The sequence below is a fragment of the Sphingopyxis sp. SCN 67-31 genome, assembly GCF_001725095.1.
The window spans coordinates 32697-58731 of the sequence record NZ_MEFH01000063.1; the positions used below are offsets into that span (position 1 = coordinate 32697).

Consider the following 26035-nt stretch of genomic DNA (forward strand, 5'->3'; position numbering starts at 1 on the left):
GGTGGATGTCTCGACCCGGCGGGCGACGCCTGCCCCGGCGCCTCTTCCCGTTTCGCGCGCGGCGCGCTTGCCTTGCCGCGCTTGCCTTGCATCCGCCGACCTGCGAAGAACGGCGGACGCCTGACAGAGAGCGAGACGGGAAATTTCCGAGGAAGCGGACACGCCGGCCGAAAAAAATGGGGCGGAGGGCCCGGACGCGCTGATCGCGGGGCTTTACGGCGAATTGCGCGCCATCGCGCGGCGCGAGCATTATCGCGCCGGACAGCCGCAGACGCTCCAGACCACGGCGCTGATCAACGAAGCCTATGTGAAGCTGCGCAAGGCCGACGGCTGGGACAGCCGGTCGCATTTCCTAGCCTGCGCGGCGACCGCGATGCGGCACATATTGATCGACGCGGCGCGCGCGCGGCTCGCCTCGAAGCGCAATGCGCCGACCTACAGCTTCACCCAGAGCCTCGACTCGCTCGCCGCCGCGGTTCCGGAGGACGAACAGGTCGTCCGGCTCGGCGAGGCGCTCGAAGAACTGAAACGGCTCGACGCCAACCTCGCGCAGGTCGTCGACTGCCGCTTCTTCGCGGGGATGGACGAGAAGGAGACCGCGCTGATCCTTGGCGTCTCCGACCGCACGATCCGCCGCTGGTGGGTGCAGGCGCGCGCGTGGATCCACCACGAGATGGCGGCAGCCTGATCCTGCCCGGAGCGAAAGGACTTGGCGCGCCGATGATCGTCGTTCAGCGGCTCAGTCGACCTTGCCGTCGATCGGCCCTTCCTGGAAGTGCGGCGTCCCTTCGACGGGACGCGTGTCGCCCTGCTTCGTTCGCCAGACCTTCAGCTTCCGGCGAAGCGACTGCAGGACTGTTTTGTAGCGCGAATCCGCCGCCAGATTGTTGCGTTCGGCGGGGTCGGCCTCGAGGTCATAGAGTTCCTCCGCCGGACGCCGGTAATAGCTGTTGACGATCTGCTGAGCGGCGGGATCGGTCGAACGACGCCACGACGGGAAATAGCGTCCCGAATCGTCAATGTTTCGCACATATTGGTCGATGTGCGTCGTGTAGACATATTCGGGGTGCAGGTTGGAGATATACTTCCACTTCGGCGTGCGCACGCTACGCATGGGATAAGCTCGTCCCCAGCCGTGCCCGCAGCGCGGGGAAGGATTTGAGGTAGGAGGCGCCCGCTGCGCCCTCGGCCTCGAACAGCGCTGCGGCGCGGTCGGTTTCCTGCCGCGCCTCGGCGAGCCTGCCTTGCCTGAGCAGCGTAACCGCCTTCGCGCGGGCGAAGATCGCCTGCGGCAGGCCGGGTTTGGGCAAGGCGTCGATCAACGGCTGCGTCTCGGCGATCGTGCGGCGCGCGCCCGCGATATCGCCCGATTCGGCCTGCGCCTCGATCAGCCCCGCGGCGATGATCAGCGTCGGCGCCGCACGCGGGCTCAGATATTGCGCCGCCATCGGGCGCGCCTCGGCGAGAACCGCTTTCGCGTCGGCATATTTGCCGAGCGCCAGCCTGGCGCGGCCGAGCTGGAGCAGATCGACCGCGAGCCCCGCCGAACGGCCGAAGGTCGCGCGCCGCTGCGCCGCCACCCGCGTGACGATCCGCTCGGCGGCGGCTGGCTGGTCGAGCTTGAGCAGACGCACGGCCTTCAACTGGGCGATCGTCAGTCCCTGCATGCTCGCTTCCTGCCCGGTGCGGCGGATCACCGCCTCGGCGCGGTCGAAGATCGCGGGCATCGCATCGAGCTGGTTCGCCTCGGCCATATAGACGAGCAGGTTGTTGTAGGTGGTCAGCAGGTCGCGGTGGTTCTCGGCATAGACGATGTCGGCATCGGGCAGCGTCCGGATCAGCAGCGCGATCGCATCCTCCAGCCGCCCGGTGCGCCGCCACAACTGCGCGCGCGCGAGGGCGATCTCGACCAGTTCGCGGCGGAAATGCGCGGGGTCGGCGCGAAACACGGGCTCGGCGGCGTCGATGTTGGGGCCGATCTCCTCGGTCCGGCCGAGGCCCCCCGCGGCGGCGGCGGCGCGCATGCGAAGCTGCGCGGTCGCCACCGGGTCGCCGCGTCCGACGCCGCGCGCCAGCGCCTTTTGGATCAGCGCGTCGGCACCCGCCGTATCCTCCAGATTCACATAGAGGTCGAACAATGTGACGATCAGGTCGGCCGATTTGGAACTGGTGTCGAGCGAGGCGGCGAGGCGGGTCGCGGTCTGGTCGAGCATCTGCTTGACGGTGACATTCTCGCTGTTCGCATCCTCGGCAGTGTCGCGCACCATCACGGTCAGCATCCGGTTGATCGCCTCCGACCGCCGCGCCTCGGCGACCGCGAGGTCGCGCTCGACCGCGGTCTCGCGCGCCTGCCATGCGATGCCGCCCGCGCCGACGAGCAGCGCCGCGAGCACCGCGGCGGTCGCCGCGACCCCCCAGCGATAGCGGCGCAGGAAGCGGCCAAGCATGTAGCGTGTCGATCCGTCGCGCGCATGGACGGGCAGATATTGCTGGTGGCGTGCGATATCCTCGGCCAGCGCGCTGACGCTGCGATAGCGCTGCGCCGGGTCGCGCCGCATCGCCTTCAGGACGATCGCGTCGAGGTCGCCCGCGATCCGCCGCGCCGGCACCGGCGCCTCGCCACGTGCCGCGGCGCGGCTCGGCAGTTCGGGGTCCTCATAGAGGACGCGGCGGATCATCATCGGCACCGACGCCTTGCCGCCGCGCCAGGGGCTCCGCCCGCTGACCAGTTCGTAGAGGAGGACGCCGAGCGCGTAGACGTCGGTCGCGACCGTCGCTTCCTCGCCGCCCAGCTGTTCGGGCGCGGCATAGTCGGGGGTGAGCATCGCCTGCGTCGTCGCGGGCAGCGCCGCGCTGTCGTCGAGCAGCTTGCCGATCCCGAAGTCGAGCAGGCGCGGCTTGCCGCCCGCGTCGATCAGGATGTTCGAAGGCTTGATGTCGCGGTGGACGACAAGGTTGCCGTGCGCATAGGCGAGCGCGTCGCAGACGGTGCGGAACAGGTCGAGCCGCGTGTCGAGGTCGGCGCCATGTGCGGTGCACCAGGCGTCGATCGGCTGGCCGTCGACATAATCCATCGCGATATAGGGCCGCCCGTCGGGAGCAACCCCGGCGTCGATCAGCCGCGCGATTCCCGGATGATCGAGCCGCGCGAGCAGCCGCCGCTCGCGCGCGAAGCTCTCGGCACGCTCGGCGGCGTCGACGCGGAGCAGCTTCAGCGCGACGCGCTGGTCGAAATCGGCCCCCGTGCGATACGCGAGATAGACCTCACCCAACCCGCCGCGCCCGATCGGCCGTTCGACGGTGAAGCCGCCGATCGCCTGCCCGGGGGCGAGCGAGCCGAAGCTTGCGGGCGCCGACTCGCCCGCCGGCGACGGGGGCGCCAGCGATGGCGGCGCGCCGTCCAATATGCCGTCGCCGCGCGCGGCGAGCAGCAGGCGGCGCGTCGTTTCGACGATCCCCGCGGATTGCGGCGCCTTCGCGAGGCGCTGTGCCTGCATGTCGGGCGGAAGGTCGACCAGTTGCTCGAAGAGGCGCTGGACGGCCTGCCAGTCGTCGCGGTTCAACGCCTCCATCGCCCCTCCTCCGATCGTCCGGTCCCGATCGTCCGGCACAGTTGATCCGAAGAAGCGGCGCCGCGCAATCGCTTATTTGACCGTGACGGGGGCCTTGATCCCGTCCGTGCTTGCGGCACAATGGCCGCCGGTCGATACGGACGGGGAAGGGGTTGGCGATGATGGCGAGGGACAGATATTTCGGCATGGCGGCGGCGCTGTTCGGCGCGTCCTTCCTTTCCCCCGTGCAGGCGGGCGGGGCAGCCCCCGCCGCCTATGATGTCGTGATCCGCGGCGGCACCATCTATGACGGGTCGGGCGGCGCGGCGCTGGTCGGCGACGTCGCGATCCGCGGCGACCGCATCGTCGCGGTCGGCATGGTCGAGGGGCGCGGCGCGCGCGAGGTCCGGGCGGACGGCATGGCGGTCGCGCCGGGCTTCATCAACATGCTCAGCTGGGCGACCGAATCGCTGATCGCCGATCCGCGCAGCCAGAGCGACATCCGGCAGGGCGTGACGCTGGAGGTGATGGGCGAGGGCTGGTCGATGGGTCCGCTCAACGCGACGATGAAGGCGCAGGAGATCGAACGCCAGGGCGACATCCGCTTTCCGATCGAATGGACGACGCTGGGCGATTATTTCGCCTATCTCGAAAAGCGCGGCATCGCGCCCAATGTCGCGAGCTTCGTCGGCGCCGCGACGGTGCGCGTCCACGAACTGGGCGAAGGCGACGTCGATCCGACCCCCGAACAGCTGGACCGGATGCAGGCACTGGTGCGCCAGGCGATGGATGAGGGCGCGCTGGGCGTCGGCAGCTCGCTGATCTATGCGCCCGGTTCCTATGCAGAGACCGACGAACTGGTCGCGCTGATGCAGGCGGCGGCCGCTTGCGGCGGCATGTACATCAGCCACATGCGCTCCGAGGGCGACCGGGTCGAGGAAGCGGTCGACGAGCTGATCGAGATCGCGCGCCGGTCGGGCGCGCCCGCCGAAATCTATCACCTCAAGATGGGCGGGCGCGCCAATTGGGACAAGCTGGCCCCCGTCGTCGCGAAGATCGAGGCGGCGCGCGCGGCGGGGCTGCGCATCACCGCCGACATGTACACCTATACCGCCGGCGCGACCGGGCTCGACGCCGCGATGCCGACCTGGGTGCAGGCGGGCGGGCTCGAGGCGTGGATCGAGAGGCTGAAGGACCCGAAGGTCCGTGCGCGCGTCGCCGCGGAGATGCGCGCGCCAGGCAATGACTGGGAGAATCTCTATTTCGGCGCCGGGGCCGACAAGATGATCCTCACCGGCTTCAAGAATCCGGCGCTCAAGCCGCTCACCGGCAAGACGCTCGCCGAGGTCGCGGCGATGCGCGGCACCTCGCCCGAGGATACCGCGATGGACCTGGTGGTCGAGGACGGTTCGCGCGTCGGCACCGTCTATTTCCTGATGTCCGAGGACAATGTCCGCCAGCAGATCCGGCTGCCGTGGATGAGCTTCGGCTCGGACGCCGCGTCGCAATCGACCGAGGGCGTGTTCCTGAAATCGGGCGCGCACCCGCGCACCTACGGCAATTTCGCGCGGCTGCTCGGCCGCTATGTGCGCGACGAGAAGCTGATCCCGCTCGAACAGGCGGTGTATCGCCTGACGACGCTGCCCGCGACCAACCTGGGGCTGAAGGAGCGCGGCGCGCTCAGGCCCGGCTATTATGCCGACGTCGTCGTCTTCGACCCGAAGACCGTCGCCGACCGCGCGACCTTCGAGGCGCCGCACCAATATGCGGTCGGGGTGCGCGACGTCTTCGTGAACGGCGTCGCGGCGCTGCAGGGCGGCGAGCCGACGGGCGCGACGCCCGGCCGCGCGCTGCGCGGCGCCGGCTTCGGGACGTGCCGCTAGGAGCGGGCGGCATCGGGCACCGCCCGGCCGAAAGGGAACCGCACCGCGCCCTCGCGCATTGCCCATGGGTCACGCTCATGGGAGGATGCCATGCCCGCCCGCGCCTATTGGAAAGGGCAGATCCGGCTCGCGCTGGTGTCGATCCCCGTCGAAATCTATCCGGCGACCCGGTCGGGCGCGAGCGTCAGCTTTCGCCAGATCCACGAGCCGAGCGGCAAGCCGGTCAAATATGAGAAGGTCGTCCCGGGCATCGGGCCGATCGACAAGGACGATATCGTCAAGGGCTATGAGCTTTCGAAGGGCAGCTACGTCCTGCTCGACGAAGAGGAGATCGAGGCGGTCAAGCTCGAAAGCAAGCGGACGCTGGAGCTCGTCCAGTTCGTCGACACAGGCGAGATCGACATCCTCTATTATGAAAAGCCCTATTATGTCGTCCCCGCCGACGAACTGGCGGAGGAGGCCTATATCGTCCTGCGCGAGGCGCTGCGCCGCACGCGCAAGGTCGGGCTCGGCCAGCTCGCACTGCGCGGCGAGGAACAGCTCGTCGCGCTGCGCCCGTGCGGCAAGGGCCTCGTCCTCGAAGTGCTGCGCTACGCCGACGAGGTCAATCGGGCGGCGAATTATTTCCGCGACGTCGGCGCCGCGAAGCCCGACGCCGACCTGCTCGACCTGGCCGAGACGCTGATCGACAGGAAGAGCGGCCGGTTCGACGCGAGCGACTATCACAACCATTATGTCGACGCGCTGAAGCGGCTGATCGCCAAGAAGGCCAAGGCGAAGGGCCGCAAGGTGCTGGAGGATGTCGAGGAGCCCGCCGCCGCGCGCGAGGGATCGAACGTCATCGACCTGATGGCGGCGCTCAAGGCGTCGGTTGACGGGCGCAAGTCGTCGCCGGCGGCAAGGACGAAAACCCCGGCGCGCAAGGCTTCGACGCGCCGCGCGCCGGCGAAGAAGCGCGCCTGACATGGCGCGGCGCGCCGACCCGCTCGCGCAGTACAAGGCCAAGCGCGACTTCGCCGCCACGCCCGAGCCGGCGGGGCAGGTGGCGACGGGAAAGGCGGCGAAGGCGGAGGGCGGACGCTTCATCGTCCAGAAGCACGACGCGACGCGCCTTCATTATGACTTCCGCCTCGAGGCCGACGGTGTGCTCAAGAGCTGGGCGGTGACGAAGGGGCCGAGCGCCGATCCCGCCGACAAGCGGCTCGCGGTGCGCACCGAGGATCATCCGCTTGCCTACGCCGATTTCGAGGGCGCGATCCCCAAGGGCGAATATGGCGGCGGCACGGTGATGCTGTGGGACCGCGGTACCTGGGCGCCGGTCGCGGGCAAGAGCGCGAAGGACATCGATCGCGGCCATCTGCACTTCACGCTCGACGGCGAACGGATGAAGGGCGAATGGCTGCTCGTCCGCATGAAGCCGCGCGCGGGCGAGAAGCGCGAGAACTGGCTGCTGCGCAAGATCGACGACGCCCATGCCGGCGGCAGCGACGAACTCGTCGGCCGCCATCTGACGAGCGTCCTCACCGGCCGCACCATGGCCGAGATCGCGGGCGACGCGGGCGGCGCGCAGTCGCTGCGCGGTGCGAAGGGCGCCGCCTTCACGCAGAAGATGAAGGCCGCGGCGAAGCATAATGCGGCGGTCGCGAAGCGCCGCGCCGGCGGGGGCAAGCCGCCCGCCTTTCGCAAGCCCCAGCTCGCGACGCTCGTCGATGCGGTGCCGGGCGGCAACAACTGGTTCCACGAGATCAAATATGACGGCTATCGCGCGCTCGTCGCGGCGGCGGGGAGCGCGGTGCGCATCCATACCCGAAACGGCCTCGACTGGACCGACAAGTTCGCGCCGCTCGCCGCGCAGTTCGCCGCGCTCGACCTGCCGCCGTGCCTGATCGATGGGGAGATCGTCGCCTATGATCCCGCAGGCAATCCCGATTTCTCGTCGCTGCAGGCGGTGATCAAGCGCGGCCATGGCGCGCAGGATGCCGATACGGCGCTGAACTTCTTCGCCTTCGACCTGCTCGAAGAGGATGGCAAGTCGCTGGCGAAGCTGGGCAATCTCGAACGCAAGGAACGGCTCGAAGCGCTGCTGCGCGCCGCCGCGCCGCCGATCGCGGTCGCCGACCACGTCATCGGCGCGGGCGAACGCCTGTATACGGCGATGTGCGGCGCGGGGCAGGAAGGCATCATCTCGAAGCGCGCCGACGCTCCCTATGCCGGCCGCCGGACGCGCAACTGGGTCAAGGTCAAATGCACCCGCCGCCAGGAATTCATCATCGTCGGCTGGAAGCCGTCGTCGGCGAAGGCGCGCCCCTTCGCCTCGCTGCTCCTCGCGCAGCGCGAGGGCGACGCGCTGGTCTACAAGGGCAATGTCGGCACCGGCTTCGACGCCGCGACGATGGCGATGCTGGCGCGCAAGTTCGCGAGCCGTGCGCGCAAGACCCCGCCGCTGGCGGTCGAACGTGCGGCGGCGCGCGACGTCCGCTGGCTGAACCCCGACCTTGTCGCCGAAATCGCCTTCGCCGAATATACCGCCGGCGGTTCGGTGCGCCACGCGAGCTTCGTCGGCCTGCGCGAGGACAAGGAGGCGAAGGACGTGACTCCGGAGACGAAGCAGGCGGCGCCCCGCCCGACCGCCGACGTGCGGATCAGCAACCGCGACCGCGTCATCTTTCCCGAATCGAAGGCGACCAAGGGCGACCTCGCCGACTATTATGCCGCGGTCGCGCCGATCATGCTGCCGCACATGGCGCGCCGCCCGGTCAGCCTCGTCCGCTGTCCGCAGGGACGCGCCAAGCAATGCTTTTTCCAGAAGCATGATTCGGGATCGTTCGGCCCGCAGGTCCACCATGTCCCGATCCGCGAGAAGGACGGCGGGGTCGAGGATTATCTCTATGTCGAGGACGCCGGCGGCATCCTCGCCTGCGTCCAGATGGGGACGATCGAATTCCACGGCTGGGGCAGCCATGTCGACACGCTCGAAGCGCCCGACCGGATGGTCTTCGATCTCGACCCCGACGAAGGGCTCGATTTCGGCGACGTCCGCAAGGCGGCGGCCGACCTCCATCGCCAGCTTTCCGACATCGGCCTGATCAGCTTCGCGATGCTGTCGGGCGGCAAGGGGGTGCATGTCGTCGTGCCGCTCGATCCGGGGCCGGACTGGGACGCGCACAAGGATTTCGCGAAGCGCTTCGCCGAAGCGCTCAGCCTCGCCGAGCCCGACCGTTTCACCGCGACGATGAGCAAGGCGAAGCGCAAGGGCAAGATCTTCATCGACTGGCTGCGCAATCAGCGCGGCAGCACCGCGATCATGCCCTGGTCGGCGCGCGCCCGCGAAGGCGCGCCGGTCGCGGCGCCGATCGGCTGGGATGCGCTGGCGGACATCGACAGCCCGCGCCACTGGACGATCGCCGACGCCGATGCGCTGCTCGAACGCGCGGCGAGCGCCGAGCTCAAGGGCTGGGGCTTCGCGCGCCAGACGCTTCCCGATTTGTGAGGGCTGAAGGGCCACACCACAAATATGCGCCGTTTGTCCTGAGCTTGTCGAAGGGCCGTTCTTTCTTTCAGCACCGCGAGAAGGGCGGTGCTTCGACAAGCTCGGCACAGGCGGAGTAGGTGGTGAAGATTGCAAATACGGCAATCTAGCGTTCAGCGCCGCCGCCGAGTGCCTGATAGAGCGCGACATAGGCGGTGAGGCGGTCGGCGCGCAGCTGGATCAGCGCGAGATCGACCGACAGCAGCGCGCGCTGCGCGTCGATCTGTTCGAGGTAGGGCGAATAGCCGGCGCGATAGCGGTTGGTGGCGTGGCGCAGCGCGTCGGCGACCGCGGTCCGTTGCGCGACCAGCGCCTGTTCCTGCGCGCCGAGCCGGTCGATCACCGCGAGCTGGTCCTCGACCTCGCGAAAGGCGGTGAGCACCGTGCGGCGATAGGCGAAGGCGGCCTGATCGCGCTGCGCGGTCGCGGCGTCGAACTGACCGCGCAGCCGCCCGCCCTGGAACAGCGGGGCGAGGATGCTGCCGCCGACCGACCAGATGCCCACCGGATCGGACAGCGCCGACGAGATCACCGCGCCGGCCGACGCCGACAGGCGAAGCTGCGGCAGAAATTGCGCGCGCGCGGCGCGCAGGCTGGCGTCGGTCGCGGCGAGCGCATATTCGGACTGCGCGATGTCGGGCCGGCGGCGGACGAGTTGCGACGGCAGCACCGCGGGGACGGTGGGCGTCGTCAGCGACCCGAAGCCCGCGCCGCGTGCGATCGCGTGCGGGGTCTCGCCGGCGAGCAGCGACAGGGCGTTCTCCTGCCGCGCGATCGCCGCCTCGATCGCCGGGACCTGCTGCTCGGTCGCGCGATACTCGGCCTCGGCCTGCCGCAGTTCGAGCTGCGAGGTATAGCCCGCCTCGGCACGGTCGCGCGCGATGCGCAGCGCCTCGCCGCGCGATGCCAGCGTCTGTTGCAGCAGCTCGCGCCGCGCGTCGAGCGCGAGCAGGGCGATATAGCCGCTTGCCGCCGCCGCGCTCACCGACAGCGTCGCCGCCTCGTGCGCCGCCGCGACCGCCGCGGCGTTGGCGCGCGCCGCCTCGACCTGCGCGGCGTTGCGGCCGAACAGATCGACTTCATAGGCGGCCTGGAAGACGGGCTGCGCGGCAAAGCCCTCGGTCGCGACGCCGAAGGGATTGAGGCTGCGCGATTCGGCGCCCGGCGCGCTGGCGCTCAGCGACGGCAGCAGCAGCGATCGCGCGACCCTTTCCTGCGCGCGCGCCTCGGCGACGCGCGCCGCGGCGATCGCGAGGTCGCTGTTGTTCGCGCGCGCGCGCTCGACCAGCACGGCGAGCTGCGGGTCGCCGAAGCGGTCCCACCATTGCCGGTCGATCGCGCCGCTTGCGGGAAAGTCGGTGCGCCAGTCGGCGGGCGGCGCGACCGTGCTCGTTTCGGGGCGCGGCGTGATCGGCGGCGCGCAGGCGGCGAGCAGCAGCGGCAGGACCAGCGCCGCGCGCGGGACGGGGCGCATCGTCACGGTCGCCCCGTATGCACGGTCGCGACGACCGACATGCCGGGGCCGAGCCGCTTGCTCAGCGCCTGGCCGTCGTCGATGCGGATGCGCACCGCGATGCGCTGCGGCACCTTGACGAAATTGCCCGATCCGGTGTCGGGTTTGATGATGCTGAACTCGCTGCCCGCGGCGGGGGCGATGCGCTCGACATGCCCCTTCAGCTTCGCGCCGCCGAGCGCGTCGATGCGCAGCGTCGCGGACTGGCCGACGCGGATGTTGGCGGTCTGCGCCTCCTTGAAATTGGCGAAGACCCAGTGACGCTCGGGAACCAGATACATCAGCTGCGTGCCCGGGCTGACGAGCTGGCCGACGCGCACGCTCACCTCGCTGAGGCGCCCGTCGCGCGGGGCGCGGATGGCGCTGTTCTGCAGGTCGATACCGGCGAGCTCGCGCTGCGCCTTAGCATTGGCGACGCCCGCTTCCAGTCCGCCGCGCCCGACGCCGACCGAGCGCAGCTGCTCGGCGGCGATCGCGCGCTGCGCCTCTGCCTGGCGGACGGCCGCCTCGGCCTGGCGGAGCGCGGCGAGCGTCTGGTCGCGCTCGCGCAGCGACACCGATCCGGCGTCGACCAGCTCGTTCACGCGCCGCATGTCGGCCTGGGCGCGGGCGAACTGCGCACGCGCGCTCGCTGTCGCGGCGTCCTGAAGCCGCACCTGCGCCTCGGCCGAGCGCAGGCTCTGCGCGCTGTTGTCGAGGTTCGCCGATTGCGCGGCGACGCTCGCGGCGCCCTGCGCGACGCGCTCGCGATAGATGCGGTCGTCGATGCGGACGAGCAGCTGCCCCGCCTTCACCCGCTCGAAATCCTGCACCAGCACCTCGGTGACATAGCCGCCGACCTGCGGCGCGATGATCGTCGTCTGGCCGCGGACATAGGCGTTGTCGGTGGTCTGGCTGGCCGGGCGGAAGGGCGGCAGACCCCAGGCGTAGAGGATGGCGAGCGCGCCGACCAGCACGAGGCTGCCGAACAGCAGGATGCGGCCGCGCGACTGCTCGGGTTTCCAGCCCTCTTCGGGCGGCGCGGCGGGCGCCGCGGGTTCGTTGGCCGGCGGCGGCGCGGTGGGCGCCTCCGCCGGCGCGGGCGTTTTCGGGTCGTCGGTCATAGGTTGGCAGCCCTCATCTTCTGCAATGCCTCGAGCTCGGCGGCGAGCGGATTGTGGCCGCGCCGCCGGTCGTAGACCCAGCGCGCGAGCATGATCAGGAACGCGATCCCCGCCAGCGATCCGATCACGAAGAACACGTCGTTGAAGGCGAGGATGGTCGCCTCGCGCGCCGCCTCGCGCACCACCTGCGACGCGGCGGTCGCGCTGCGCAGCGCCGGGTCGGAAATGCTGCCGGTCAGGCCGGCGGCGATCGTCTCGATGCCGCGCGCAAGGTCGGGGTTGGTCGTCGCCAGCGTCTGGCCCAACGTCATCAGGTGCGCCTTGGTGCGCAGCGTGTGGAAGGCCGACAGCGCCGCCACCCCGGCGAGCCCGCCCAGCGTCTGCGACAGGCTGAACACGCCGACGAAGCTGACGAGATAGGACGGTCCCTTGGTCAGCGCGCGCAGCAGCCCCTCCATCAGCATCGGTCCCATGAAATAGACCGCCGCGAAGGCGATCGCGGCTTGCGAGAAATAAAGATTCACGGGGCCGGTGCGCAGTCCCGAATGGGTGTCGAGCCAGGCGCCGACCGCGATCACGCCGAGCGAGACGAGCGTCGGGCGGCGCAGGTCGGTGGGATCGAGCCGCGCGATCGCGAGCAGGGCGCCGAGCAGCGTCGCGGCGGTGAGCACGACATAATAGGTGACGAGCTGGTCGTTCACCAGCCCCACCGTCGAGAGAAGGCCGGTGGCGCCGAAATTCTGCTCGGAGGTCAGCACGCGCACCAGCGCCCCGGTGAGCGCGAATTTGACGAGATCGCGGCTTCCCATCCAGCGCGTCTGCAGCATCGGATTGGCGCGGTAATGCTCGATCAGGAAGGCGAAGCCGATCAGCACCACCGCCGCCGCAAGTGCGCCGCCCAGCCACGGCGTCGACCACCACTGGATGCGACCCTGGACAAGGAAGGCGCACAGCAGCCCGACCCCGACCGCGAGCATCGGAAAGGTGACGAGGTCGAGCTTCTCGAACGAGCGCATCGTCTCGCCGGGCGGCAGATGGAGGATGTTGACGAGCCCGACGGCGACGAGCGACAGCGCGAACTGAAAGACGAACAGGTTGGCGATGTCGCCGTCGGCGAGCAGCAGCGGCGACATCGCGCGCGCCAGCGGCACCGCGACCTGCGTCAGCCCGATCGCGAGCAGGAAGCCCGCGATGCGCAGCTTCTGCGGCAGGCCCTGCATCATGTAGAAGGCGGCGAGCGTCGACAGCCCGCTCGCCGCGATCCCCGACACGCCGCGCGCCACGAGTTCCATGCGATAGCCCGCGTCGAACAGCTGCACGAAATTGGCGATCAGCAGCGCGATCATCACCGCGCGCACGAAACGCTGGATGCCGAACTGCTGGCGCGACTTGTAGAGCAGGATGCTCATGCACGCGTTGGTTATGTTGTAGGCGACCGTCACCCAGCCGGCGTCGACCGGGGTCAGGTCGAGATGCCCCTGCATGGCGGTCAGGTTGGCGATCAGCAGCCCGTTCTGGAAGCCGCCGACGATCGCGAGATAGAGGCCGATCAGCAGATAGAAGATCTGGCGGCGCAGCGGATGGTCGGGCGACGCGGGCGATCCCGGCATCAGCGGGCGCTCGTGCGGCTTGAAGACATAGCCGCCGGCGGGCGGCGCTGGCGGGGCGGCGGGCTCAGCCATGGCGCAGCCGCGGCTCGATCAGCGTCGCGTAGAGCGCGGCGCGGAAATCATTGTCGTTGGCGAGTTGCGGCGCGAAGCCGGCGAGCATCTCGCGCCGCACGACGCTGACCGCGACGCCATAGGCGAAGCTGAGGAGGAACATCTCGGGGACCGGGGTGGCGATCCGCCCGGTCTCGTTCGCGCGCCGGATCAGCGGCAGGAAATGATCGAGCAGCGGGCGCGAGACATGGTCGAACACCCAGGCGGCGCGTTCCGGATCGTGGCCGGCGTCGCGCAGCAGGAAGCGCGGGACGGTCTCGTTGGCGCAATAGAGGTCGACGAGCGCCTCCATCGACGCGGCGAGGGGCGAAGCGGCCGCGCTCGCCTTGGCCGCCGCGGTGCGGCGCAGCATGTCCATCTTTCCCGCGCCGACCGCCTCAACCACCGCCTTCCACAGGCTGAGCTTCGACCCGAAGCGATAGGCGATCATCGCGGGATCGACGCCCGCGTCGGCCGCGATGTCGCGCAGCGCGGCGGCGTCGAAGCCGAGGTCGGCGAAACGCCGCAGCGCGGCTCGCCGGATCGTCCGTTCGGTGTCGCCGCGGTCGGCGGGCCGGCGCCCGCGGCGCGACGCCGCGCCTGTCGTTGCTGCTCCATGCATCGATCGGGAACCTTCTCGCTGGCCGCATCGTTCCGATAGCGTGATCCGTGGATTAATTCAACAAGTGATGAAATAAGCGGCGGAATCGGAATAGCGGTGGTGTCAGCGGGGGCATTTCGAACTCTATGCGGCCATTCGATCGCCCCTCCCGCTTGCGGGCGGGGCGGGGGTGGACCGGCACCGTTGCGGTTGCCCAACCCGCTGCGGCCAGAGTCTGATGACATTGACTGATCTACCTCGTCATTGCGAGCGGAGCGAAGCAATCCAGAGCGGTGTAAACCACCCTGGATTGCTTCGCTCCGCTCGCAATGACGATTCCAACTCACATCATCATGCACTAGCGAACGAGTTCGCGAGCCTCGCTGCCCCTCCTGCAGGCGGGTGGGAGACGATGTTCGGCAGTCCCATGCAAAATGATTTCACTGTCGCGGCGTGCCATCGGTTGATATGGCGGCGCGTGTCGGACCATGTAACGGTTACATCCGCGAGTCGCGGCCCGCCAAACTTGATTTCGGGACCCGATGCTCTATGCACGGCGCCGTGCAGGGCGACCCCGACAATTACATCAGCCTCCTTTCTGCCGCGCAAATCGAAACGTTGCGGCACGTTTTCGAGCACAAAAATTCCAAGGAAATTGCGCGGCTGATGAACGTATCGCCGCACACCGTCGATGAACGGGTTCGACGATCGCTAAGAAAGCTCAATGTTTCCAATAGGATAGAGGCGGCGACCATCCTGGCGCGTAACGGTGTCTTCGGTCAGGTTACTCCCTATCAGCCTTTGACATATCAATTGGACGACCTAGGCGATGGTCCGCCCCCCGCCGATGCGGGACCGGGGCGCAGTCGGCTTTGGCGGATATTCGATATCGGCACGCCGTTTCCCACCGCGTCCCAGCCGGCCAACCGGCATGGGTTGATGGAAAGGATCATCTGGCCGATCCTGATCGCCTTGGCGACCATATTGGCCTTTTCCGCCCTCTATTCGATCCTTGTCGGCCTCGGCCGGGTTCTGACCTGATGTCGAACCGAATGCTGCGGGGGGGGCCGTCGGCATTCTCTTTCAAGGACCAAAGATCATGCTGAACGAACGCCTTTCCGCAGCGCAGAAGATAGCCGCCGAGCTGCACGGGGCCGAAGACGCGATCGACGAAACGATGATCCGCATCGCCCAGCTCGCCGCGACGCTGCCTGCGGCGCGCCGCGAAACCAACATGTCGGCGATCGTCGGCCAGGAAGCGGTGGCGAAGATCGCCAATGCGCTCGCCGCCGCGGGGGAGGTTCGCCAGCTGCTGATCGATGCCCACCAGGCGCTGACCGTGACCCAGAAGCAGGTCGGCCTCGGCACCCGCATGTTCGGTGCCGGGGTGAAGCCCGCCAGCGCGACGCTGGTCGACGAGGGCGCCGACGGCGCGGCTGATGCCGATGTCGTGGCGCTGCCGCTCGCCCGGGCGTCGTGAGTCCGGCGCAGGGTTGACGAGGTCCCATGGGGTCCGTGGCGCTCTATTATGCCGTTCTGCTCATCACGGTGGCCGTCGCGGTTCGACGCGGCGGTCCCCTTGAACGCGGGGCAGCCTATACGGCATTGATCGCCTCGGTCCTCACCAGTCTTGTCGCGCCCGCCCCGACCTGGACGAGCATCGAATATAATATCTTCTTCATCGACGTGCTGGTTCTGTTGAGCTTCTGGTTCATCGCCCTGAAGACGCAGCGTTTCTGGCCCTACTGGATCACCGGATGGCAGTTGATCGCCATTTTCGGCCATATCCAGAAGATGATGTTTCCGGAGATATTGGCGCGGCCCTATTCGCTGCTTTCGATCTACATATCCTACCCGATCCTGCTTCTGATCCTTTATGCATCGGGTTCGTCCAGACGGAGCGAGGTTGCGGCCTGACGGGATGAATCCCAGAGGGTGGATGGCATCGCATGCAGCAATTCTCGAACCATGACATTGCCGAGCTGCGCTCGCGCATCGACCAGATCCATGCGCTTCTCGCCGCACGCGGCCCTGAGGCGGATGACGGTCCAGACGCGCCGACGGCGGCCGCGGCGAATGTCCGGCTGCTCGACCAGCTGGCCTTTCACATCCAGATCCGGCGGCTGCGCAAGGGGCACTTCGGCGACGAACCGCTTTCGGGGCCGACGTGGGACATGATGCTCGACCTGATGGTCGCGCAGACGAGCGGACGCAATCTGAGCGCCAGCGACCTCGCCACCGGCGCCGGGGTGCCGCTGTCGTCGGGACTGCGGATGATCGCGGCGCTCGAACGGCTCGGCCTCGCGCACCGTTCGATCGACGATCGCGACCGCCGCCGGTCGCTCGTTCGGCTGACCGAGAAGGGCATCGAGCGGATGGCGAGCTATTTCGAGGAGATCGCGCTCATCCGGCAGACGCGCCGGACCATCGCGATGTGACGCGCGCGCCGCACGCCGCTCATTCGGTGCGCGCGCGCATCATCGCTTCGATCTTCGCCATCGCGTCGCGCTTGATCTGGCAGACGCGCGCGGCGCTGACGTCGAGCGTCCGGCCGATTTCCTGCAAGTTCAGCTCCTCGAAGAAATAGAGTTGCAGCACCATCTGCTCGCGCTCGTTCAGCGCGGCGATGCAGTTCCGCAGCGCGGCGAGCAGGTCGCTTCGCTCGCACAGCTCGCCCGTCGCCAGCGCGTCGTCGGCGATCAGGACGCTCCCGGCCTCCATCATCTCGTCGAGCGAGGCCGAGCGGCGCTGCGCCGCATTCTGTTCGAACATGAAATATTCCTCTGCCGTCATGTCGAACGCCGCCGCCATTTCGGCGGTCGTCGGCGCGCGCATATATTGCTGTTCGAGCGCCGCGCGCATCGCGCGCAGCCGCTTGTTCGCGACCATCGCCGACCGGCCGACATCGGCCTCGCGCCGCAACTGGTCTATCATCGCGCCGCGGATCCGCGTCGTCGCATAGGTGGCAAAGGCATAGCCGCGCTCCTCATAGTGCCGGCTCGCCTCGATCAGCGCGATCAGCCCGGTCTGGATCAGGTCCTCCAGCTCGTTCGTCCGCGCCACGCGCGAAAAGACCTGCCAGGCGATCTTGCGCACCAGCGGCGCATATTCCTCGACCAGCGCCTCGACGCTGCCCAGGTAGGCGTGCGGACGCAGCGGCTGCGCCGACCCGGCGAAGTGGGCGGCGGGCTCAATCCTCATGCTGATGCTCCTCCATCGCTGCTGCGGAATCGCCGGTCAGGCGCGGTACTTCGGCGCCGATCGTCGCGACGATCTCGGTCGCCTTGTTCGCCGGGATTTCGAGGTAGGAAATGACGGCGACGTCGGGGAAGGTCGCGCGCACCAGCCGCGACAGCGCCGACCGGCACAGCGGCGAGGCGACGAGCGCGAAGCTGCGCGTCGACAGCAGCAGCGGTTCGACCGCCTGCCCGATCTGCTCGATGATCTTCATCGCCATGCCGTGCTCGAACGGCCATTCGGCGCCGGGGTTGGCACGCACCGACTGGTTGAGCAGCATCTCGACGTCGGGGCTGAAGGTGACGACGGGCAGGGGCATGCGCGATGGCACGATCGTCTGGACGATCAGCGCACCGATGCGCTGGCGCACCGCCTCGACCAGCTCGACGTCGCCGAGCTGCTGGCCGGCGAGCGCGACCATCGCCTCGGCGATCTTGCGGAAATCGCGCAGCGGCACGCGCTCGACGAGCAGCGCCTTGCACAGCGCCGCGACGCGCGGCAGCGCATAGCCCTGCGGACAGAGATTCTGCGCCAGCTGCGGATAATGCGCCTTCAGATGGTCGATCAGCGCCTGCGCGTCGTCGATGCCGAACAGCTCGGCCGCCGATGCGATGATGCTGTTGTTGAGGTGGGTGGCGACGACGGTTGCCGGATCGACGACGGTGTATCCCGCCGCGATCGCGTCGTTCTGCGACGCCTTGGGAATCCACAGCGCGTCGAGCCCGAAGGTCGGGTCCTTGCACGGCCGTCCGGCGACCTTGGTGACGAGGTCGCCCGAATCGAGCGCGAGCATCTCGTGCGGGAACACCTCGTCCTCGCCGACGATCACCCCGGCGATCGAGATGCGATAGGCGTTGCCGGGCAGCGACAGGTCGTCCGTGACCTTCACCGCTGGAACGACGAAACCCAGTTCGCGCGACAGCTGGCGGCGGATGCCGGTGATCCGGCCCATCAGCGGCGCGCCCTTGCGGTCGTCGACCAGCGCGACGAGCGCATAGCCGATCTCGAGCTGGCACGGCCCGATGTCGCTGACGTCGGCCCATTCGATGTGGTGCGGGTCGGGTGCGGGCGCCGCGGGGGGCGGCGCGGCCTCTGCCTCTGCGGCGGTGCGGCGCATCTGCCAGCCGATCGCGAAGGCCAGCGCCGACGCGGGCAGGATCAGCATCTGCGGCATCGCGGGGACGAGGCCGAGGATGAACAGGATGCCGCCGACCGCCATCCAGACGTGCGGCGAGGCGAACTGGCTGCCGATCTGGCCCGACAGGTCGTGCGGCGACGCGACGCGGGTGACGATCGCGGCGGCGGCGATCGACAGCAGCAGCGCCGGAATCTGTGCGACCAGCGCGTCGCCGATCGCCAGCGTGACATAGGTGGCGCCGGCTTCCGAAAAGCTGAGCCCGTGGCTCGACATGCCCAGGATCAGCCCGCCGACGATGTTGACGAACAGGATCAGCAGGCCGGCGACCGCGTCGCCCTTCACGAACTTCGAGGCGCCGTCCATCGAGCCGTAGAAATCGGCCTCGGTCGCGACCTCCTGCCGGCGCGCCTTGGCTTCGTCGGGGGTCAGCAGCCCGGCGTTGAGGTCGGCGTCGATCGCCATCTGCTTGCCGGGCAGCGCGTCGAGGGTGAAGCGCGCCGACACTTCGGACACGCGCCCCGCGCCCTTGGTGATGACGACGAGGTTGATGATCATCAGCACGACGAAGACGAACAGGCCGACGACATAGTCGCCGCCGATCAGCACCCGGCCGAAGGCCTCGATGACGTGGCCGGCGGCGGCCGTCCCCTCGTGCCCGTGGACGAGCACGACGCGCGTCGAGGCGACGTTGAGCGCGAGGCGGAACAGCGTCGCGAGCAGCAGCACCGTCGGGAAGGAGGAGAAATCGAGCGGCTTCGACGCCGACAGCGCGACCATCAGGATCGCGAGGCTGATCATGATGTTGCCGATGAAGCTGATGTCGAGGATCGTCGGCGAGACCGGGATCACCATCAGCGCGACGAGCACCAGCATCGCCACCGGCAGCGCGGCGGCGCCGGCCATGCGGCCCGCCTGGCGCAGGTCGAAACCGGCGATCATGCCGCGCCTCCCAGCGAGGCGAGGCGCCGATAGGTGCGCGCGGCGAAGTCCATCGACAGTTTCTGGGGCATCGGTTCGATATCCATCATGGGCAGCGGCGCCCGGCCGCCTTCGACGCCCGCCGAGCGGGCCATACGGAGTTGCCAGGCGGGCGCGGCGGCGGGCCCGGCGGGAAGCGCGGCGGGGCCGCCGTCCTCGTCGAGCTTGGCGCGGAAGCGTTCGCGTATCTCGCCCAGGCTGCGCATGCTGCCGTCGCCGGCATAGAAGACCGAGCGGTTGGCGGCGGCCGCCTCGGGCAGCATCGTCGCGCCGGGCTGATCGGGGTTCGCCTCCCACGCGGCGAGGAAGCGCACCGCGCCCGCGCTGCCGAGGAAATGGGCGAGGTAGAGGTCGACGGGCTCGGCGCTGCGGCCGAGCCGTCCTTCGATGGCGGTGCGATTGTCGGCGGTCAGCGCCGCCGCCATGCTCGATGCCGCGGCGGGATCGTCGCGCAGGTCGAATATCTGTTGGCGGAGCGCGGGATCGGCGACGAAGAAGCGCCCAGCGCCGTCCTGGCCGATCGCGCCCGCCGCCCAGTCGAGCCCGTGCCCGGCGCCGTGCCGGCGCAGCGTCGCGAGCCACGTCTGCTTGGTGAACTGGAACAGCCCGCGCGCCGACGAGGTCGATGCCCGGGCGGTCGGGTTGAAGCGGCTTTCGACGCGTGCGACGTCGACCAGATAGTCGAAATCGACCCCCGTGCGCGCCGAGGCGCTGTGCATCGCATCCATGACGGGAAGCGGGCTTCCGGTCGAGGGCAGGGAGGAATTGATAGACGTCATGCTGTCGGTTCCGCTGGTTCGCGAAACCTGAAGCAATCATCGTGCCATTTTTATAAATGGCCGTGTATTATATGGTTATCAATAGGTTAGGGCCGCGCCCTGCGCCGCCATGCCACGGATCGCATGGTTTCTGTCAATCCTCTGACGCGTCCAGTTCTTCAGGATGTTGACGCGGATCGCCGCCGCTTCGAGCTGGCCGAGCGTCCGCGTGATCAGCAGGCGCGCGCGTTGTTCGGCGCCCGCCGGGATCGTGCCGTTGCGGAACAGGATGACCGCGGTCGCCAGCGCCTCCGACGCGGCGATGATCGCGCCGGGGTCCTGCCCGTCAAGCGCTTCGACCAGCGCGTCGAGCCGCGCCTGCATCTCGTCCATCTGCATCAGCATGACGTATCCTGGCGCTGGTGGAAATCGAGTATCGCGCCCGCGATGGCGCCGGGATCGACCGTGTAGCGACCGTCGGCGATCGCGCTGCGCAGCGCGGCGACGCGTTCGGCGTCGACCGGCGCGTCCTGCCCCGCGAGGTCGCGGGCGAGCCCGGCGAGGCGCGTGACGGGAAGCGATTCGGACGCGGGACGGACGGATGCCGGTGCCTGCGTCGCAGCAGGCGCGCTGCCGCCGATGCTGCGCGCGGTGCCGATGCGGACAACGCCGCCGACCTGCAGCCCGATCTTGCTGTCACCCGACATCTTCGCCTCCATCCTGTGCCGCCGAAAAAGCGACGGAACCGTCTGTGCCTGTCTTAACGGCGAGCGCGGCGACGGATTAAGCGGAAGTTGTGAAAAAGTTAAAAAAGGACCGGCCCGTCGGATGCGTCGGGTCGGTGACGCAGGGACCAAGGCCGGTGTCACACCGCTCCGGGTCCCGTCTGCGCGGAGACACGTCATGTGTCATCCAGAGAAGACCCTGAACTTGTTTGGCGTTTATACCCTTGAGACAGGGACGCTGGTGATCCCCGGCGAAAGCCGGGGTTCATGCGAGGCAGGCGCACGTAGCTGGACCCCGGCTTTCGCCGGGGAACGCTCACTTGTCGGAAGGGGATAATTGCCAAACGAGTTCAGCATGACGAAGGCGCAGGCCCGCCTGTGGAAAGGCCGAATCCCCCCGGGGCCTAGTCGGCGAGGCGGGCGCGGCCGGGGCCGGTGACGACGGCACTCAACATGCTCTTGGCATCGGTGCCGCGCAGCGCGATCGCTTCGCCGACGCGGCCGTCCTCGGCGGCGACCGCGGTATAAGCGATCGAGAAGCTTTCGGTGTCGATCGAGACGCGGACATGATCGCCGCGGCGGATCGCCGGCGCGGCGGCGGCGGGCCGGACGCTTTGCGCCGCGATCGGCATGGCGCCCGCCGGCCCCGTCATCGGCACGCGCAGCCGCCAGCCGAGCGAGGGACAGCGGACCGCGAGCGTCTGGCTGTCGATCGCGGTGATCGACGCCTGCTCGGGACAGCGGGCCAGCTTGATGCGGCGATCGATCGGGGCGGCGCTGCGGCCCATCGCGTTCGCCACCATCGCGGTGAGCGTGTCGATCGTCTGCCAGTCCTCGGTCGCCTGCTGCGCGCTCGCGGCCGGGATCGCGGCCAGTGCGAGCGCCAGGCCCGCCATCGTCTTCCCCTGCATGACCCATCTCCTTCGTCGGTCCCAAAATGCTGGCCCCGCGCGGTGCAGGAAGCGTGCCAAGGACGCACTGCCGCGCTTTCCCGCGCCCGCCGCGCCGCCGCCGTCAAACTTTTGACGAGCCGCCGCGCCGGGCACGGCCGGCCACCGAAACCTTCGCTCAGGCGTTTGAAAAATGGCCGTAATCGGGAATTGGCATGGGCATTGCATCATGTCCTGCGTGTTTTTCCGCATGTCGTGCCGGTCCGTCCGGTTCGAACGGCAGGCGGCGAAAGAAGGATGATGATGATGGCTTCGGAAAAGCTTTTCGGCCTGCATGCGACGGCGCTTCAGCTGCGCAGCCAGCGCATGATGCTGATCGCGTCGAACATCGCCAACGCCGCGACGCCCAATTACAAGGCGCGCGACCTCGATTTCTCCAAGGCACTCGACCTCGCGCAGCAGCAGGGCGGGTCGGCCGGGCAGGCGCTCGAAGGCGCGGTCGCCTATCGCGTGCCGGTGCAGTCGTCGCTCGACGGCAACACCGTCGAGATGGCGACCGAGCAGACCGCCTTCGCCGAAAATGCGCTCGCCTACCGCTCCAGCCTCGCGTTCCTGCAGGGCCGCATCGGCACGCTGACGCGCGCGCTGAAGGGCGAATGACGATGAGCGGCTTTTCGATCTTCGACATCAGCGGGCGTGCGATGTCGGCGCAACTCGTCCGGCTCAACACCACCGCGTCGAACCTCGCCAATGCGGGGACCGTCGCGGGCAGCGAGACCTCGGCCTTCCGGTCGATGAAGCCGGTGTTCCGCACCGTGATGGACGACGCCGGCCGCGCGACGGTGCAGGTCGATCAGGTCGCGACGTCGAAGATGGCGCCGACGAAGCGGTACGACCCGAACAATCCGCTCGCCGACAAAGACGGCAACGTCTGGGAAGCCGCGGTCGATAGCGCCGCCGAACTGGTCGAGATGGTCGAGACCGCCCGCCAGTATCAGAACAATGTCCAGGTCCTCGAAGGGCCTGATCAACGAAACGCTGCGGTTGGGACAATAAGCGATGACCAGCACCTCTGCCGTCAACGGAAGCAATATCGCCGTCGTGCCGAAGAACAGCGGCACCCAGCTCGGCCAGCAGGATTTCCTGCGGCTGATGACCGCGCAACTGTCGCAGCAGGACCCGTTCAACCCGGTCGACAACCAGCAGATGGTCGCCCAGATGGCGCAATTCTCCAGCCTGGCCGGGATCAGCGAGACCAACACGACGCTGAAGAGCATCGCCGACCAGCTCGGCGCGCAGACCGCGCTGCTCAAGGACATCAAGGCGGCCCAGATCGCCGCGACCCCCACCACGCAATCCACGCAGGAAGGATAAGAGCATGTCATTCTATACGTCGCTTTCGGGCCTCAAGGGCGCCCAGACCGACATGTCGGTCATCTCGAACAACATCGCCAACGCCAGCTCGACCGGCTTCAAGCGCAGCCGCGCGCAGTTCGGCGACCTGTTCGCCTCGTCGCCGACCCAGTCGACGCGCATGGTCGCGGGCCAGGGCCAGCGCCTCAACGGCATCATCCAGCAGTTCACCCAGGGCACACTCGAGGCGAGCGAGAAGACGCTCGACCTGGCGATCGCCGGCGAGGGCATGTTCGTCGTCAAGGGCGAGCCGCCGCGCGAGCAGGTGAGCTATACCCGCAACGGATCCTTCACGCCGACCGACGACGGGCATATCGTCGACACGACAGGGCAGAAGCTGCAGCTGCTGCCGGTCGACGCCAATGGCGAGGTAACCGATCGCACGCTCGGCGGCATGACCGACATGATCCTGCCGACGGGTGCTCCTTCGGATCCCACCGCGTCGCTGGTCAACATCTCGATCGGGCTCGACGGGCTCGTCACCGCGACCTTCGCCAATGGCGAGGACCAGATGCTCGGCAAGGTGGCGATGGCGACCTTCCCCTCGATGGAAGGGCTGCGGCCGATCGGCGACGCGCATTACCAGTCGACGGGCGAAAGCGGCCAGCCGACGATCGACGCCGCGACCAACGGCCCGATGGGGACGATCCGCTCGGGCGCGCTCGAACGGTCGAACGTCGACATCACCGAGGAACTGGTGCTGCTGATCGCGGCGCAGCGCAACTTCCAGGCGAACGCCAAGGCGATCGAGGGCGCGTCGACGCTGACGCAGACCCTGATCAACATGCGGTCCTGACGCCGCCGTCGCCGCCTGCCGGGAACTGATCCATGGACCGCCTCATCTATACCAGCCTCACCGCGATGCGGGGCAGCATGGCCCGGCAGACGGCGATCGCGAACAACCTCGCCAATGTGCAGACCCCGGGCTTCCGGGGCGAGATGGCCGAGGCGCAGAGCCTGTGGCTGCACGGCGCCGGTTTCGACGCGCGCGCCATGGCGTCCGAAGAGGTGGTCGGCGCCGACATGCGCGCCGGCACCATCGCGGCGACGGGGCGCGACCTCGACATCGCGATGCAGGGCGACGCGATGCTGGTGGTCCAGGCGCCCGACGGCGAACAGGCCTATACGCGGCGCGGCGACCTCCAGCTTTCGCCGAGTGGCCTGCTGACCACCGGCGACAATCATCCGGTGCAGGGCGCACAGGGTCCGATCACCCTGCCGCCCGCCGATTCGGTGAAGATCGACGCCGAAGGGCGCATCTGGGTCGTGCCCGCGGGCGGCGACCCCGAAAACCCGCAGGAAATCGACCGGCTGCGGCTCGCGACCCCCGCGGGGTCGGAGATCGTCAAGGGACTCGACGGCCTGTTCCGTGTGCGCGGCGGCGGCATCCTGCCCGACGATCCGGAGGCGCGCGTCGTCACCCGTTCGCTCGAAGGATCGAACGTCACCGCCACCGCCGCGCTCGTCGAGATGATCGAGGCGAGCAAGCAGTGGGATTCGCAACTCAAGCTGATCAGCGACGCGCGCGACATGGATAGCGCGACCGCCAACCTGATGCAGCTCCCCCGTTAAAGGAGACAGACGATGAGCTTCGGTGCCTTGCACGTCGCGCGAACCGGGCTGGATGCCCAGAGCTTTCGCATGCAGGTGATCGCGAACAACCTCGCGAACGTGAACACCACCGGCTTCAAGCGCGACCGCGCCAATTTCGAGACGCTGGGCTATCAGATGATGACCCAGCCGGGGGCGCCCTCCTCGTCGGAGAACCGCTATGCGGTCGGGCTCAACCTCGGCACCGGGGTCGAGCTCAGCGGCACCGCGCGCATCGACACGCAGGGCACGCTGAACGCCACCGGCAACGCGCTCGACATGGCGATCGAGGGCGCGGGCTTCTTTCAGGTCCAGCTTCCCGACGGACGCACCGGCTATACGCGCGCGGGCAATTTCTCGATGGCCGCCGACGGCACCATCGTGACCTCCGACGGCAAGCCGCTGCAGCCGCAGATCCAGGTGCCCGAGGATGCGACCGGCATCTCGGTCGCCGCCGACGGCACCGTGTCGGCGACCGTCCCCGGCCAGGCCGAGGCCACCGAGCTCGGCCGGATCGAGATCGCGCGCTTCGTCAACCCGTCGGGCCTGCAGGCGATCGGCGACAATATCCTGGTCGAAACCCAGGCCTCTGGCGCGCCGCAGGTCGGCGCCGCGGGCGAGGAGGGGCGCGGCATCCTGCGCGCGCAGATGCTCGAGGGATCGAACGTCAATGTCGTCGAGGAACTCGTCGACATGATCGAGACGCAGCGCGCCTACGAGGTCAATTCGAAGATGATCCAGGCCACCGACGAGATGATGAAAAATGCGACGCAGACTCTCTAGCGCGCTGATCCTGCTGGTCGCGGCGCTGCCCGTCGCGGCGGCGGCGAAGGACCGGGTTCCGGAGGACGCCTTCGCGCCCACCGCGCCCGTGCCGCCGCCTGCCGCGCCGGCCAACGGCGCGATCTTTCAGGGCGGCTATGTCGCGCTCACCTCTGGCGGGCGGGCGGGGCGCGTCGGCGACATCGTCACCATCCAGCTCGTCGAGCGCACCATCGCGTCGAAGAGCAACGCCGCCGGCACCCAGCGCGGTGGCAGCATCGGCCTGTCGCCGCCGTCGACCGGTCCGCTGTCGCTGTTCAACCCGAGCGACATCGGCATGGGCGGCGACCAGGCGTTCAAGGGCAAGGGCGAGGCATCGCAGTCGAACCAACTCGCGGGCGAGATCAGCGTGACGATCGCCGAAGTCTATCCGAACGGCACGATGCTGGTGAAAGGCGAAAAGCTGCTCACCCTCAATCGCGGCGACGAGCGGGTCCAGATCTCGGGCATCGTCCGCGCGATCGACATCGGCCCCGACAACCGTATCGCATCGACCCGCGTCGCCGACGCCAACATCCGATATGTCGGCAAGGGAGAGATTGCGCGCGCCAGCAAGCAAGGCTGGCTGCAGCGCTTCTTCTCCATCATCAGCCCCTTTTAAGCG

General features: G+C 68.6%; 26 protein-coding genes and 1 pseudogene. 15 read left to right on the top strand and 12 right to left on the bottom strand.

The annotated features are described in order from the left end of the window. Nucleotides 1–142: 142 nt before the first annotated feature. The gene (locus tag ABS88_RS12815; protein ID WP_067186572.1) at nucleotides 143–688 is read left to right on the top strand and encodes an ECF-type sigma factor; all 546 of its coding nucleotides are present in this window, start codon (nucleotides 143–145) and stop codon (nucleotides 686–688) included. A gap of 51 nt (nucleotides 689–739) precedes the next feature. Here the strand turns inward: ABS88_RS12815 and ABS88_RS12820 are convergent, their stop codons facing one another. Beyond that, entirely contained in the window at nucleotides 740–1114 is a 375-nt protein-coding gene (locus tag ABS88_RS12820; RefSeq protein ID WP_286749910.1) for a sulfatase family protein, read from the bottom strand. Beyond that, nucleotides 1107–3572 (bottom strand): serine/threonine-protein kinase, encoded by a 2466-nt coding sequence (locus ABS88_RS12825; protein WP_286749912.1) that lies wholly within the window; start codon nucleotides 3570–3572, stop codon nucleotides 1107–1109. Before ABS88_RS12825 ends, ABS88_RS12820 begins: the two co-directional genes overlap by 8 nt. Nucleotides 3573–3733: 161 nt before the next feature. On the opposite strand from ABS88_RS12825, the gene ABS88_RS12830 reads away from it, so the two are divergent. The 3 genes from ABS88_RS12830 to ligD all read left to right on the top strand — a co-directional run bounded on the left by ABS88_RS12830 (nucleotide 3734) and on the right by ligD (nucleotide 8924). Next, on the top strand, nucleotides 3734–5434 hold the full coding sequence (locus tag ABS88_RS12830) for an N-acyl-D-amino-acid deacylase family protein (RefSeq protein WP_286749914.1): 1701 nt from the start codon (nucleotides 3734–3736) through the stop codon (nucleotides 5432–5434). A gap of 90 nt (nucleotides 5435–5524) precedes the next feature. Next, complete coding sequence (gene ku / locus ABS88_RS12835; protein ID WP_286749916.1) at nucleotides 5525–6397, top strand: non-homologous end joining protein Ku; 873 nt, start codon at nucleotides 5525–5527, stop codon at nucleotides 6395–6397. A gap of 1 nt (nucleotide 6398) precedes the next feature. After that, complete coding sequence (ligD, locus tag ABS88_RS12840) at nucleotides 6399–8924, top strand: DNA ligase D (RefSeq protein ID WP_286749918.1); 2526 nt, start codon at nucleotides 6399–6401, stop codon at nucleotides 8922–8924. A gap of 145 nt (nucleotides 8925–9069) precedes the next feature. Here ligD and ABS88_RS12845 read toward each other — a convergent pair whose 3' ends face one another. The 4 genes from ABS88_RS12845 to ABS88_RS12860 are packed head-to-tail and all read right to left on the bottom strand — an operon-like array spanning nucleotide 9070 to nucleotide 13901. Next, nucleotides 9070–10437 carry an efflux transporter outer membrane subunit gene (locus ABS88_RS12845; protein ID WP_286749966.1) on the bottom strand — a complete coding sequence of 456 codons (1368 nt, stop codon included), beginning with the start codon at nucleotides 10435–10437 and terminating at the stop codon, nucleotides 9070–9072. Between the two features lie 2 nt (nucleotides 10438–10439). Continuing rightward, on the bottom strand, nucleotides 10440–11579 hold the full coding sequence (locus ABS88_RS12850; protein WP_286749920.1) for an HlyD family secretion protein: 1140 nt from the start codon (nucleotides 11577–11579) through the stop codon (nucleotides 10440–10442). Next, nucleotides 11576–13261: an MFS transporter gene (locus ABS88_RS12855; protein WP_212598002.1), complete on the bottom strand. Its 1686-nt coding sequence runs from the start codon at nucleotides 13259–13261 to the stop codon at nucleotides 11576–11578. The genes ABS88_RS12850 and ABS88_RS12855 overlap by 4 nt, the downstream gene beginning before the upstream one ends. Then, nucleotides 13254–13901, bottom strand: coding sequence for a TetR/AcrR family transcriptional regulator (locus tag ABS88_RS12860; protein WP_212598001.1), 648 nt, complete (start codon nucleotides 13899–13901; stop codon nucleotides 13254–13256). Before ABS88_RS12860 ends, ABS88_RS12855 begins: the two co-directional genes overlap by 8 nt. A 528-nt stretch (nucleotides 13902–14429) precedes the next feature. Between ABS88_RS12860 and ABS88_RS12865 the strand changes: the two genes are divergently transcribed. The 4 genes from ABS88_RS12865 to ABS88_RS12880 are packed head-to-tail and all read left to right on the top strand — an operon-like array spanning nucleotide 14430 to nucleotide 16318. Next, nucleotides 14430–14921 carry a response regulator transcription factor gene (locus ABS88_RS12865; protein WP_067186560.1) on the top strand — a complete coding sequence of 164 codons (492 nt, stop codon included), beginning with the start codon at nucleotides 14430–14432 and terminating at the stop codon, nucleotides 14919–14921. A 58-nt stretch (nucleotides 14922–14979) separates the two neighbouring features. Further along, a complete protein-coding gene (locus ABS88_RS12870; protein ID WP_212598000.1) occupies nucleotides 14980–15360 on the top strand; it encodes a hypothetical protein in 381 nt (126 codons plus the stop codon). A 26-nt stretch (nucleotides 15361–15386) separates the two neighbouring features. Further along, a complete protein-coding gene (locus ABS88_RS12875) occupies nucleotides 15387–15797 on the top strand; it encodes a hypothetical protein (RefSeq protein WP_067186556.1) in 411 nt (136 codons plus the stop codon). Between the two features lie 32 nt (nucleotides 15798–15829). After that, nucleotides 15830–16318 carry a winged helix DNA-binding protein gene (locus ABS88_RS12880; protein ID WP_067186554.1) on the top strand — a complete coding sequence of 163 codons (489 nt, stop codon included), beginning with the start codon at nucleotides 15830–15832 and terminating at the stop codon, nucleotides 16316–16318. Nucleotides 16319–16337: 19 nt separating this feature from the next. Here the strand turns inward: ABS88_RS12880 and ABS88_RS12885 are convergent, their stop codons facing one another. The 6 genes from ABS88_RS12885 to ABS88_RS12910 form a co-directional block, all read right to left on the bottom strand. Then, entirely contained in the window at nucleotides 16338–17081 is a 744-nt protein-coding gene (locus tag ABS88_RS12885) for a sigma-70 family RNA polymerase sigma factor (RefSeq protein WP_286749926.1), read from the bottom strand. Continuing rightward, complete coding sequence (gene flhA / locus ABS88_RS12890) at nucleotides 17071–19194, bottom strand: flagellar biosynthesis protein FlhA (RefSeq protein ID WP_286749929.1); 2124 nt, start codon at nucleotides 19192–19194, stop codon at nucleotides 17071–17073. Before flhA ends, ABS88_RS12885 begins: the two co-directional genes overlap by 11 nt. Further along, nucleotides 19191–20012, bottom strand: coding sequence for a transglycosylase SLT domain-containing protein (locus ABS88_RS12895; RefSeq protein WP_286749931.1), 822 nt, complete (start codon nucleotides 20010–20012; stop codon nucleotides 19191–19193). The genes flhA and ABS88_RS12895 overlap by 4 nt, the downstream gene beginning before the upstream one ends. Nucleotides 20013–20090: 78 nt before the next feature. Then, the gene (locus ABS88_RS12900) at nucleotides 20091–20396 is read right to left on the bottom strand and encodes a hypothetical protein (RefSeq protein WP_286749933.1); all 306 of its coding nucleotides are present in this window, start codon (nucleotides 20394–20396) and stop codon (nucleotides 20091–20093) included. Further along, entirely contained in the window at nucleotides 20390–20698 is a 309-nt protein-coding gene (flgM, locus tag ABS88_RS12905) for a flagellar biosynthesis anti-sigma factor FlgM (protein WP_286749935.1), read from the bottom strand. The genes ABS88_RS12900 and flgM overlap by 7 nt, the downstream gene beginning before the upstream one ends. A 422-nt stretch (nucleotides 20699–21120) precedes the next feature. Then, the gene (locus tag ABS88_RS12910) at nucleotides 21121–21627 is read right to left on the bottom strand and encodes a flagella basal body P-ring formation protein FlgA (RefSeq protein ID WP_286749937.1); all 507 of its coding nucleotides are present in this window, start codon (nucleotides 21625–21627) and stop codon (nucleotides 21121–21123) included. A gap of 282 nt (nucleotides 21628–21909) precedes the next feature. On the opposite strand from ABS88_RS12910, the gene flgB reads away from it, so the two are divergent. The 7 genes and pseudogenes from flgB (at nucleotide 21910) to ABS88_RS12945 (ending at nucleotide 26032) form a co-directional block, all read left to right on the top strand. Beyond that, nucleotides 21910–22266, top strand: coding sequence for a flagellar basal body rod protein FlgB (flgB, locus tag ABS88_RS12915; protein WP_067112854.1), 357 nt, complete (start codon nucleotides 21910–21912; stop codon nucleotides 22264–22266). Further along, a pseudogene (flgC, locus tag ABS88_RS12920) lies at nucleotides 22263–22662 on the top strand (flagellar basal body rod protein FlgC). Before flgB ends, flgC begins: the two are co-directional and overlap by 4 nt. Before the next feature lie 3 nt (nucleotides 22663–22665). Next, on the top strand, nucleotides 22666–22980 hold the full coding sequence (locus ABS88_RS12925; RefSeq protein WP_067112837.1) for a flagellar hook assembly protein FlgD: 315 nt from the start codon (nucleotides 22666–22668) through the stop codon (nucleotides 22978–22980). 4 nt (nucleotides 22981–22984) lie between these two features. Then, a complete protein-coding gene (locus ABS88_RS12930) occupies nucleotides 22985–23815 on the top strand; it encodes a flagellar hook protein FlgE (protein ID WP_067112834.1) in 831 nt (276 codons plus the stop codon). 32 nt (nucleotides 23816–23847) lie between these two features. Continuing rightward, entirely contained in the window at nucleotides 23848–24591 is a 744-nt protein-coding gene (locus ABS88_RS12935) for a flagellar basal body rod protein FlgF (RefSeq protein ID WP_067112831.1), read from the top strand. A gap of 12 nt (nucleotides 24592–24603) precedes the next feature. Then, the gene (gene flgG, locus ABS88_RS12940) at nucleotides 24604–25392 is read left to right on the top strand and encodes a flagellar basal-body rod protein FlgG (protein ID WP_067112820.1); all 789 of its coding nucleotides are present in this window, start codon (nucleotides 24604–24606) and stop codon (nucleotides 25390–25392) included. Further along, complete coding sequence (locus tag ABS88_RS12945; RefSeq protein ID WP_067112817.1) at nucleotides 25373–26032, top strand: flagellar basal body L-ring protein FlgH; 660 nt, start codon at nucleotides 25373–25375, stop codon at nucleotides 26030–26032. Before flgG ends, ABS88_RS12945 begins: the two co-directional genes overlap by 20 nt. Nucleotides 26033–26035: the final 3 nt, after the last annotated feature.